This is a genomic window from Desulfovibrio sp. ZJ746 (genome assembly GCF_011039155.1).
Taxonomy (GTDB): Bacteria; Desulfobacterota; Desulfovibrionia; order Desulfovibrionales; family Desulfovibrionaceae; genus Desulfovibrio.
Genome location: NZ_JAAKEK010000003.1, coordinates 296420 through 306709 on the forward strand (window position 1 = coordinate 296420; position 10290 = coordinate 306709).

At 67.7% G+C, this 10290-nt stretch carries 9 protein-coding genes; all 9 read right to left on the bottom strand.

What is annotated here, in order from left to right; all coding sequences use genetic code 11:
- Positions 1 to 5: 5 nt before the first annotated feature.
- Positions 6 to 494 carry a tripartite tricarboxylate transporter TctB family protein gene (locus tag G7Y54_RS07330; protein ID WP_165078636.1) on the bottom strand — a complete coding sequence of 163 codons (489 nt, stop codon included), beginning with the start codon at positions 492 to 494 and terminating at the stop codon, positions 6 to 8.
- Positions 495 to 752: 258 nt separating this feature from the next.
- Positions 753 to 1547: a helix-turn-helix transcriptional regulator gene (locus tag G7Y54_RS07335; protein ID WP_165078637.1), complete on the bottom strand. Its 795-nt coding sequence runs from the start codon at positions 1545 to 1547 to the stop codon at positions 753 to 755.
- A gap of 196 nt (positions 1548 to 1743) precedes the next feature.
- Positions 1744 to 2823, bottom strand: coding sequence for a 3-isopropylmalate dehydrogenase (leuB, locus tag G7Y54_RS07340; RefSeq protein WP_165078638.1), 1080 nt, complete (start codon positions 2821 to 2823; stop codon positions 1744 to 1746).
- 1 nt (position 2824) lies between these two features.
- The gene (locus G7Y54_RS07345) at positions 2825 to 3325 is read right to left on the bottom strand and encodes a 3-isopropylmalate dehydratase small subunit (RefSeq protein WP_165078639.1); all 501 of its coding nucleotides are present in this window, start codon (positions 3323 to 3325) and stop codon (positions 2825 to 2827) included.
- Positions 3326 to 3351: 26 nt separating this feature from the next.
- Positions 3352 to 4629, bottom strand: a complete 1278-nt coding sequence (locus tag G7Y54_RS07350) for a 3-isopropylmalate dehydratase large subunit (protein ID WP_165078640.1) — start codon at positions 4627 to 4629, stop codon at positions 3352 to 3354.
- Between the two features lie 338 nt (positions 4630 to 4967).
- Positions 4968 to 6518 carry a 2-isopropylmalate synthase gene (locus G7Y54_RS07355; RefSeq protein ID WP_165078641.1) on the bottom strand — a complete coding sequence of 517 codons (1551 nt, stop codon included), beginning with the start codon at positions 6516 to 6518 and terminating at the stop codon, positions 4968 to 4970.
- A gap of 91 nt (positions 6519 to 6609) precedes the next feature.
- Entirely contained in the window at positions 6610 to 7374 is a 765-nt protein-coding gene (pssA, locus tag G7Y54_RS07360; protein WP_165078642.1) for a CDP-diacylglycerol--serine O-phosphatidyltransferase, read from the bottom strand.
- Positions 7375 to 7930: 556 nt separating this feature from the next.
- A complete protein-coding gene (locus G7Y54_RS07365) occupies positions 7931 to 8578 on the bottom strand; it encodes a phosphatidylserine decarboxylase family protein (RefSeq protein ID WP_165078643.1) in 648 nt (215 codons plus the stop codon).
- Positions 8579 to 8698: 120 nt separating this feature from the next.
- On the bottom strand, positions 8699 to 10290 hold a 1592-nt coding region (gene hflX, locus G7Y54_RS07370), incomplete at its 5' end, for a GTPase HflX (RefSeq protein ID WP_165080225.1).

Consider the following 10290-nt stretch of genomic DNA (forward strand, 5'->3'; position numbering starts at 1 on the left):
GCGTGTCAGGGCAACGCGATCTGGAACATCTTGTTGAACAGCAGGATGATGCTCGCCGGCACCAGCACGGCCACGAGCAGCATTTCCCAGAGCCTGCGCCTGCCGTTGAGATAAAACGCGGCCATCAGGTAAATGAAGGTGCCGATGCCAAAGCCCATGTTTTGCTGGAGCATTTCCACATCCGTCTGGACGAACCATTCGCCGAGGACCATGACGAGACCGGCATAGAGGAGAAAAAGGACGATATTGGCAAGCGTCCGGCAGAGCACGGGGCGGCTGGGCCAGTAGTCGGTCACGTCGCTCTTTTTCATGCCCTGGAAAATGAGCAGGCAGCCGCAGATGAACAGCAGCACGATGATGGCCGTGGGAAATGCCGTGGCCCCGAGAGAATCCGTCGCACTCGCCGAGCTGCCTGTGGTCTTGATGCCGTACGCTCCAAGGAAGGAGCAGCCCAGCACGGCGACGCCCGTGGCGATGTCAGTTTTGTTTGCCATATGCGTCCTCCCAGGGGGGCATGCATGAGGCCGGCTGAAGCTGGCGTCGCGAAATATCGCGCGCCACATACTTTTATGGTAATTCTCTGGTACCCCGTGCCGTGACCGGATGACTTGCTGCTTTCAGACAAACTTTGTCGAAAAGAGGACAAAATGCGCTGGGCGCGGCAGGCCGTGGGGCACAGGCATGCGCCCGGCCGGAGACAGGCGGAAAAGGGGATGGGAGGGCGCGGAGAAGCGGGAAAGCGGGGCAGCCGCTCAGGCGCCGTGGCCGCCGAAAGCGACCTTGCCCGGAGTGAAGCCGAAATGTTCCTTGAAGGTGGCGATGAAGGCCGACACCGAGGAATAGCCGCAGTCGAGCGCCACGGCGGTGACGCTCTCGCCCTGGCGCAGGCGCGCGTGCGCGCTCTGCATCCGCTGGAACTGGCGCCAGCTGCGGAAGGAGGTGCCGGTCTCGCGGCGGAAGAGGCGCCCCAGGTTGCGCTCGCTCATGCCGAGGCGCCCGGCCCACTCGCTCAGGGTGCTGGCCTCGCCCGGCGTGGTGAGTAGGATGGTGCACAGCTCGAGCAGGCGGTGGTCGCGCGGCATGGCCTGGGGGTCCGTCACTTCGGGGAGGTCAAGCAAGAGGTCGAGCAGGGTCACGATGAGCCGCCCGCGGGCGTCGTCGCCGTAGACGCTGGGCTGGGGGGTGAGATAGAGCAGGATCTCGCGCACGAGCGGCGTGATCTTGAGCATGTGGCAGCGGGTGAAGCGCTCCACGCCGAGCAGCACGGACTGGTCGATCCAGAGGCTGCAATCCTTGGCGTCGCAGGGCACGTACCACTCGTGGCGCAGGCCCGCGGGTATCCAGATGGCGCGGTGCGGCGGCGCGAGCCAGTTGCCGTATTCCGTGCAGATGACGATGCCGCCGTGCCCGGTATAGGCGAGCTCGCCCCAGGGATGCGCGTGGGGCCGGCTCCAGCTGTTGGCGCAAAAATCGTCGTTGAACCAGTAGACCGGCCTCTGGGCCGTATCGAAGGGGACGAGATAGAGCTTGGCTTCCTGGGATTCCATGGGGCACCTTGCGGCATGCGGCGCTGGAAAGGACGGCGCGCGGGGCGCCCCCGCGCCACGCTTGGGGCGGCCGGCCCGTTCCGCCATCATACGGCGAGGCGCCGCCCTTCCGCAAGGCCTTTGCCCGCCCCGGAGAAGTCCCGGGCGGCCGGAGACGGCCCGCGGCGGCGGGAAATCCCCGGGGCGCGCGAGGAATCTAGCCCGCGATGCGCTCGCACACGGCCGCGCCCATGGCCGCGCAGCCCACGAGGGTCTTGCCCGGCTCCATGATGTCGGCCGTGCGGAAGCCGTCGGCGAGGGTGCGCCGCACCGCGGCCTCGACGCAGTCCGCCTCGTCGGGCAGGTGCAGCCCGAGGCGCAGGAGCATGGCCCCGGAGAGGATGGCGGCCAGCGGGTTGGCCTTGTCTTCGCCCGCGATGTCCGGCGCGGAGCCGTGGATGGGCTCGAAGAGGCCCGGGCCGCTGGCGCCCAGCGAGGCCGAGGGCAGCATGCCGAGCGAGCCGGTGATCACCGAGGCCTCGTCCGAGAGGATGTCGCCGAAGATGTTGCCCGTGAGGATGACATCGAACTGCGAGGGGTCGCGCACGAGCTGCATGGCCGCATTGTCCACATAGAGGTGCGAGAGCTCGATGGCGGGAAAGTCCCGGTGCGTCTCGAGCACCACCTCGCGCCAGAGCCGCGAGGTCTCGAGCACGTTGCTCTTCTCCACGGAACACACCTTTTTGCGCCGCCCGAGGGCCGTCTCGAAGGCCACTTTCGCGATGCGGCGGATTTCCTCCTCGTTGTAAATCATGGTGTTGTAGCCCGTGCGCAGGCCGTCGCGCACTTCCTGGCCGCGCGGCTCGCCGAAATAGATGTCGCCCGTGAGCTCGCGCACCACGATGAGGTCAAGGCCGCGCGCCGCGATGTCCGGCCTGAGCAGGCAGGCGCCGGCGAGCTCGGGGAAGAGCATGGCCGGCCTCAGGTTGGCGAAGAGCCCCAGCGCCTTGCGGATGCCGAGCAGGCCGCGCTCCGGCCGCTTCTGCGGCGCGAGGCCGTCCCACTTGGGGCCGCCCACCGAGGCGAGGTAGACCGCGTCCGACTCGAGGCATTTGGTCACGGTCTCCTTGGGCAGCGGTTCGCCGCAGGCGTCCACGGCGGCGCCGCCGATGAGCGCGTCAACGAAGGTGAACTCATGGTGGAAGCGCTTGGCCACGGCCTTGAGCGCGGCCACGCCCTGGGCCAGGATCTCCGGGCCGATGCCGTCGCCCGGCAAGAGGCAGATGCGTGCGTCCATCCTAGTTTCCCTCCTCCAGGCGCTGTTTCACATAGCCCACGAGGCCGCCGCTGGCGAGAATTTTGCCCATGGATTCCGGCAGGGGCGGGCAGACGATCTCCGCGCCGTTGGTGAGGTCGCGGATGCGGCCCGTGGCGGTGTCGATCTCGAGCTCGTCGCCGTCGTTGATGGCGTCCATGGCGTCGCCCACCTCCATGAGCGGGAGGCCCATGTTGAAGGCGTTGCGGTAGAAGATGCGGGCGAAGCTGTGGCCCACCACCACGGGCATGCCCGCGCCGAGGATGGCGAGGGGCGCGTGCTCGCGCGAGGAGCCGCAGCCGAAATTGCGCCCGGCCACGAGGATGTCGCCCTTGTTCACGCGCCTGACCCAGTCCGGCTCAAGGCCGGCCATGCAGTTTTCGCCGAGTTTTTCCGGGTCAGCGGTGACGAGGAAGCGCGCCGGGATGATGGCGTCCGTATCCACATGTTCGCCCACCTTGTGGGCCTTGCCCTTGTATATCATGGCTGTGATTCTCCTCTCGCCCGATGCTACGCGAGGCCTATTTCTTTCGGCCCTGCGACCTTGCCCGCCACGGCGCTGGCCGCGGCCACGATGGGGCTCGCCAGATAGACCTGCGAGTCGAGGCTGCCCATGCGGCCCTTGAAATTGCGGTTGGTGGTGGTCACGGCCGCCTCGCCGTCGCCCAGGATGCCGGTATGCCCGCCAAGGCACGGCCCGCAGGTGCAGGGGCCGACGATACAGCCCGCGTCCATGAAGACCTGCATCAGGCCCTCGGCGAGGCAGGCCTTCCACACTTCCGGCGTGGAGGGCAGAACGATGCAGCGCACCTTCTTGTCCACCTTGCGGCCGCGCAAGACTTCGGCGGCGTCGCGCATGTCGCTGATGCGGCCATTGGTGCAGGAGCCGATGACCACCTGGTGGATGGGCACGTCCTTCACGTCGGAAACCGGCACCACGTTGGAGGGCAGGTGCGGGCAGGCCACCACGGGCTCGAGACCCGTCACGTCCATGTGCAGCACGGCCTCGTATTTCGCGTCCGGGTCGGCGGCGAGGCCGTCCTTGAGGTCGGGCGCGACCGTGTGGCCGCGCTCGGCGCACCACGCGAGCGTCACGGCGTCCACAGGGAAGAGGCCCACCTTGGCCCCGGCCTCGATGGCCATGTTCGCCATGGTGAGGCGCCCCTCCACGCCGAGGCCCGCGATGACCGGCCCGCCGAATTCCAGCGCCTTGTAGAGCGCGCCGTCCACGCCGATGCGCCCGATGAGCAGCAGCATGAGGTCCTTGGCGCGCAGCCAGCGCGGCATGTCGCCCGCATATTCCACGCGGATGGTGGGGGGCACCTTGAGCCACGTCTCGCCGAGGGCCATGGCCGCGGCGATGTCCGTGGAGCCCATGCCCGTGGCGAAGGCGCCGATGCCGCCATAGGTGCAGGTGTGGCTGTCCGCGCCGATGACGAGGTCGCCCGGGTTCACGAGGCCGAGCTCGGGCAGCAGGGTGTGCTCCACGCCGCAGTTGCCGCCCTCGTAGTAGTGGGTGATCTGCTGCTCCTCGGCGAAGCGGCGGCTGATCATCACCTGGTTGGCGGAGTCGATGTCCTTCTGCGGGGTGAAGTGGTCCATGACGAGGGCGATCCTGTCGCGGTCAAAGACGCGCTCGGCGCCCATGCCGCGGAAGGACTTGATGGCGAGCGGGCCCGTGATGTCGTTGGCGAGCACCATGGACACGCGGCACTGCACGATGGCGCCGTCCTCCACGGGCTCGTCCGTGTGGCGCTGGAGGATTTTCTGGGCGAGGGTTCTGGGCATGGTGTCTTCCTTTGGCCTGATTGTGCAGCTGCGTTGGGCGGCGGCAGCGCATGTGCGCTTGCCGTCTGAACGCCGAAATTATCCGTCAAAAACAGCCTTTTCGGCGCTGGCTGCGTCAGATAAAAATTTCCTCGGTCGAGTACTTAAGTACACTCCCTTCGGAAATTTTTATCTTCCTTGCCAGCGCCGAAAAATCTTATTTTTTAGGATTCTTCCGGCACCAGCACCCGTCTTCCGCTTCGCTCCAGACGGAAAGTGGAAGTTCCGTCAGCGCTGGACAACCCGGCTCCTCTTTTTTGTGCATGACCTCACCACAAAGGGGCGGGGTCTCCGTATGTTTACGAATGTTGCGAGTGCACGCGCTCGCCCTCGGCCTCGCGCTTGGCGAGATTGTTGAGCGCGTCCACGAAGGCCCGGGCGCTTGCCACGAGGATGTCCGGGTGATTGCCGCGCCCAACGACCGAGAGGCCATTCTCGCGCAGGCGCACCGTCACCTCGCCTAGCGCGTCCGTGCCGCCGGTGACGGCGCTCACCGAATACTGCTCGAGCTCGGGCTGGCGCCCGGCCAGGTCGGAAATGACGTTGTAGAGCGCGTCGATGGGCCCGGCGCCGAAGCCCGCGCCGCTCTTTTCCTCGCCGGCCACGTCCATGAGCACGGCCGCCGTGGGCGGCACGCCGCCGGCGTCGGAGCTCTGCACGCTCACATGCCTGAGGCAAAGCCTGTCGGGGATACGGTAGACCTCCTGCTGGACCAAGGCCATGAGGTCTTCGTCGTGGAGCTGCTTCTTGCGGTCGGCCAGCGCCTTGACGGCCTCGAAGACCTGGTTGAGCTGCTCGTCGTCGAGCTTGTACCCGAGGCTCTCGAACTTGCTGCGCACCGCGTTCCTTCCCGAATGCTTGCCGATGACGAGATGCGTGGCGCTGCGGCCCACGGCCTGCGGCGTCATGATCTCATAGGTCTCGCGGTGCTTGAGCATGCCGTCCTGGTGGATGCCCGACTCGTGCGCGAAGGCGTTGGCGCCGGTGATGGCCTTGTTGTTGGGGATGGGCTGGCCGATGATGAGGGAGAGCAGCCGGCAGGTGGGGTACAGCTGCTCGGTCTTGATGTTGTCCTCAAGGCCGTAGTAGTCGTGGCGCACATGGAGCGCCATGGCCACCTCCTCAAGGGCCGCGTTGCCCGCGCGCTCGCCGATGCCGTTGAGCGCCACCTCGGCCTGGCGCGCGCCCGCGTGCAGGGCCGCCAGCGTGTTGGCCACGCCGAGGCCGAGGTCGTCATGGCAGTGCACGCTGAACACGGCCTTGCCGCTGTTGGGCGTGTTTTCCATCACATAGCGCACCTTGGCGGCGAATTCCTCGGGCTGGGCATAGCCCACCGTATCGGGCAGGTTGACGGTGGTGGCGCCGGCGTCGATGGCCACCTCCACCACGCGGCAGACGAAGTCGAGGTCCGAGCGGGAAAAATCCTCGCAGGAAAATTCCACATTGGGCGTGTAGGAGGCGCAGCGCGCCACCGAGGCGCGGGCCAGCTCCTGCACCTCGTCCGGGGTCTTGCGCAGCTTGAATTCCATGTGCAGGGGCGACGTGGCGATGAAGGTATGGATGCGCGGGCGCTTCGCCACCTTCACGGCCTCCCAGCAGCGGTCGATGTCCTTCTCGGCGCAGCGGGCGAGGCCCGCGATCTGCACGTCCGGGCCGGCCTGGGCCGCGATGGCGCGCACGGCCTCGAAATCGCCGGGGCTGGAGGCCGGGAAGCCGGCCTCGATGATGTCCACGCCGAGCACCTCGAGCTGGTGCGCGAGGCGCAGCTTCTCCTGAAAGTTCATGGTCGCGCCGGGCGACTGTTCGCCATCGCGCAGGGTGGTGTCGAAGAAGTAGACGCGATCAGACATGGGATGCCTCCAAAACGGTGGGATGGGGCGCGCTTTCCCGGCCCGGCCGGGGGAGCCGGGCGCTCCCGCTCCTGTGCGCTGTGCCGGCCGGTCACTCGTCCTGCGTTGCCAGCGAGCGCATGAGCTTGCGGTCGCGGCGGGGCAGGATGTAGAAGGTATAGACGAGGCCGCCCGCGATATAGAGGGCGCAGTAGACAAAGCCGAAGACGCGCGGCGCGGAGACCACCAGCGCCAGGAGGAAGAGGAAGGCCAGCATGCTCCTCACCGGGTGCGCGGTGAGGATGTCGTATTCCTTGAAGGAGAAATAGCGCACCCGGCTCACCATGAGCACGCCCACGGCCACGGCCAGCGCGAGGGCCGCATAGGGCGTGACCGTGTTCAGCGCCTCGGGGAAGAGCGCGGCGAAGAAGATGAAGGTCACGACCGTGCAGCCGCCGGCCGGGATGGGCAGGCCCATGAAGAAGCGCTTGCCCGTGACGGCCGTGCTCACGTTGAAGCGCGCGAGGCGGAGCGCCCCGCAGGCCGCGAAGATGAAGGCCGCTGCCACGCCCACGCGCCCGAAATTGCAGAGCTGCCAGTGCCAGAGCAGGATGGCCGGCGCGAGCCCGAAGGCCACGAGGTCGGCGAGGGAGTCGTACTGCACGCCGAACTCGCTCGCCGTGTTGGTGAGCCGGGCCACCTTGCCGTCGAGGCCGTCCATGAGCGCCGAGGCGAGGATGGCCATGCCCGCCTGCTCGAAGCGGCCCTGCCCGGCCCAGACCATGGACAAAAAGCCCAGAAACATGCTCAGGGTGGTGAGCATGTTGGGCAAAAGGTAGGCCCCGCGGACGGGCTTTTTGCGTTGGGCGTTGTCCATGCGTTGACCCTGTGGCGGGCGGAGCGCCACGCCTGTGGGTTTATGCGTTTGCAGCGTGTCTCCGCTGCATCCTTAACGCCGAAAGTCTCCGTCAAAAACAGCCTTGCTTCAGCCGTTGCGACGAAGGAAGCTACGGATGAAGACAGCAACAAGTTGCAGCAAATGTCAATAAACGATGTCGCTGTCGCTATCCGTAAGCCCGGCCAGCCGGGCAACGGCTAGCGCTTCGGCGCTTGCTGCGTCAGAGAAAAATTTCCTCGGTCGAGTACTTGAGTACACTCCCTTCGGAAATTTTTATCTTCCTTGCTCCAGCCGTTGCGACGAAGGAAGCTACGGATGGAGACAGCAATTAGTTACCGCAAAAGCCAGTCAACGCAACCGCTGTCGCTATCCGTAAGGCTTGCAGGCTCGCCAACGGCTAGCGCGCAAGCGCCGAAAAATCTTATTTTTTAGGATTCTTCCGGCACTAGCACCCGTCTTCCGCTTCGCTCCAGACGGGCTATGGAATGTTCCTCAACTGTGTTCGCTGTGCCTTCTTTAGAAGGACACGAACCGCTCAGGCGTTCTCCCTGCGGGCGATGGCGCTTTCGCCCGCAAAGACCTTGTCGCCCAGTTGTACCGCCGGAACATAGCCTTCGGGCAGGTAAAGGTCAACTCTCGAGCCGAAGCGGATCAGGCCCACGCGCTCGCCGCGTGTGAGGCGGTCGCCCCGCTCGGCGCGGCAGACGATGCGCCGGGCGACGAGGCCCGCGATCTGCACCATGGTCCAGGCCTGGCCGTTCTCGTCGGCAAGGCGCCAGCCGCAGCGCTCGTTGTCCGTGGAGGCCTTGTCCAGCGAGGCGTTGAAGAACTTGCCCGGCCAGTAGCGCACCTCGTCAACCGTGCAGCCCACGGGCGCGCGGTTCACGTGAACACTGAACAGGTTCATGAAGATGCTGACGCACAGCATCTCCTTGCCGCTGAAGGGGTCGGCCCGCTTTTCCATGCGGATGACGCGGCCGTCGGCCGGGCTCACGGCGAGGTCGGGCGAGGTGGGGCCCACGCGCTCCGGGTCGCGGAAGAAGTAGAGGCAAAAGAGGGTGAAAAGCCAGCAGAGCAGGGCGCCCGGCCAGCAGCCGATGACCGCGAGAAGCAGGCTCGTGAACGCGGCAAGCCCGATGAAGGGCCAGCCTTCCGGCGCGATGCCTAAGGTTGCGGGGCGCATGGCGACTCCTTTTCTGGGCCGCCCTGCTTGCCGTTCGCCCTGGGCGGCGCGATGTGAAAGTCGCACCATATGCCGGCGGGCGCCGAATGGCAAGCCGCGGCGCCTTCACTGGGGCACCCGCTATTGGAGAGGGAAGAGGGGCTGCGGGCCGGGCGCTGCATCCTCCTCGCCCTCTACCTCTTCCCCGGCGAGAGTGTCCGCCTGAGCGGGCATGGCCCGCTTGAGGGCGAGCTGCCGCTCGAGCCAGCGCAGCAGCGCGTCAAGCCCCTCGCCGTTACGCGCGGAAAGCGGTATCGCGCCGGGAAAGGCCGCCCGAAGCTCCTCCCGCGCCGGTTCCGGCAGCCTGTCCCACTTGTTGAGCGCCAGCACGCGCGGCACGGCGTGAAGCCCGAGCTCCTCAAGGATGGTCTCCACCGAGGCGATCTGCTGGAGCAGGTCAGGGTGCGAGGCGTCGGCCACATGCACGAGAAAGTCCGCGGCCGCGAGCTCCTCCAGTGTGGCGCGGAAGGCGTCCATGAGCTCGCGCGGCAGGTTGCGGATAAAGCCCACGGTGTCGGCGATGACCACCTCGCGCTCGCCGGGCACGCGCAGGCGCCGCGTGGCCGGGTCAAGGGTGGCGAAGAGCCGGTTTTCCGCCAGCACGCGGGAGCGCGTGAGCGTGTTGAGCAGGGTGGACTTGCCGGCATTGGTGTAGCCCACGAGCGCCGCCTGAGGGATGCCGCGCCGGCCGCGCCTGGCGAGCCCGCGCTGGCGGCGGAGCTTTTCCAGCTCCCGGGCAAGGCGCGTCATGCGCTCGCGCACCTTGCGGCGGTCGGTCTCAAGCCGGCTCTCGCCCGGGCCGCGCCCGCCCACGCCGCCCATGAGCCGGTCGAGCGCGCGGTTGCGCCCGGCAAGCCTGGGCAGCATATAGCGCAGCTGGGCGAGCTCGACCTGCAGGCGGCCGGCGCGCGAGGCCGCATGCTGGGCGAAAATGTCGAGGATGAGCTGGGTGCGGTCGATGACCTTGCGCTCGGTGATGTCCGCGAGATTGTGGATCTGCGCGGGCGAGAGCTCGCCGTCGAAGACGAGGATGTCCGCGTTTTCCCTGAGCGCCATGACCTCCAGCTCGGCGAGCTTGCCCTTGCCGAGGATGGAATGCGGGTCCGGCCGGGCCACGCGCTGGATGAGGCGCCCGCACACGGCAAGCCCGGCCGTGCGCGCGAGCTCGGCGAGCTCGGAAAGGCGCTGCTCCTGCACGGCGCGGGGCTCCGGCGCCACGGAGACGAGCAGGGCGCGCCCCGCGCAGGGGGCCCCGGCTCCCTCGCCGGCGTCCGCCCCGGCGTCAAACCCGGCGCCCGGCCCGGACGGCGGGGCCGCGGGCAGCGCCGAAAGCGCGGCCTCTATCTCCGCGGCGCGGGCGGCGAAATCCCCGGCAGTCCTGTCCCAGGGGCGGGGCTCGTCCACCTGGCAGGGGGGCGCCCCGGGCGCGGCCGCGCCCCCCGGGGCCAGCGTGGCCGCCTGCCAGCGCACGGGCTCGCCCTCCGGGTTCACGGAAAGCGCGATGACGGCGTCGAGCCTGAGGAAGAGGAGGTCCATGAGGTCCTCTTCCGTAAGGCCCTCGGGCGAGAGATGGGTGTGCAGGAGCCTCAGGCCCCGCAGGCGCGAGGCCGGGGCGCTGCGCACGGCCGCCCGGGCGGAGGGGCGCCCGGGGCGGTGGGGCCGGAGCCGGGCGC

Bases quoted from the DNA above. Each gene is read 5' to 3' on its own strand.
- G7Y54_RS07330 (WP_165078636.1), bottom strand. From the start codon at position 494: ATGGCAAACAAAACTGACATCGCCACGGGCGTCGCCGTGCTGGGCTGC.
- G7Y54_RS07335 (WP_165078637.1), bottom strand. From the start codon at position 1,547: ATGGAATCCCAGGAAGCCAAGCTCTATCTCGTCCCCTTCGATACGGCC.
- leuB (WP_165078638.1), bottom strand. From the start codon at position 2,823: ATGGACGCACGCATCTGCCTCTTGCCGGGCGACGGCATCGGCCCGGAG.
- G7Y54_RS07345 (WP_165078639.1), bottom strand. From the start codon at position 3,325: ATGATATACAAGGGCAAGGCCCACAAGGTGGGCGAACATGTGGATACG.
- G7Y54_RS07350 (WP_165078640.1), bottom strand. From the start codon at position 4,629: ATGCCCAGAACCCTCGCCCAGAAAATCCTCCAGCGCCACACGGACGAG.
- G7Y54_RS07355 (WP_165078641.1), bottom strand. From the start codon at position 6,518: ATGTCTGATCGCGTCTACTTCTTCGACACCACCCTGCGCGATGGCGAA.
- pssA (WP_165078642.1), bottom strand. From the start codon at position 7,374: ATGGACAACGCCCAACGCAAAAAGCCCGTCCGCGGGGCCTACCTTTTG.
- G7Y54_RS07365 (WP_165078643.1), bottom strand. From the start codon at position 8,578: ATGCGCCCCGCAACCTTAGGCATCGCGCCGGAAGGCTGGCCCTTCATC.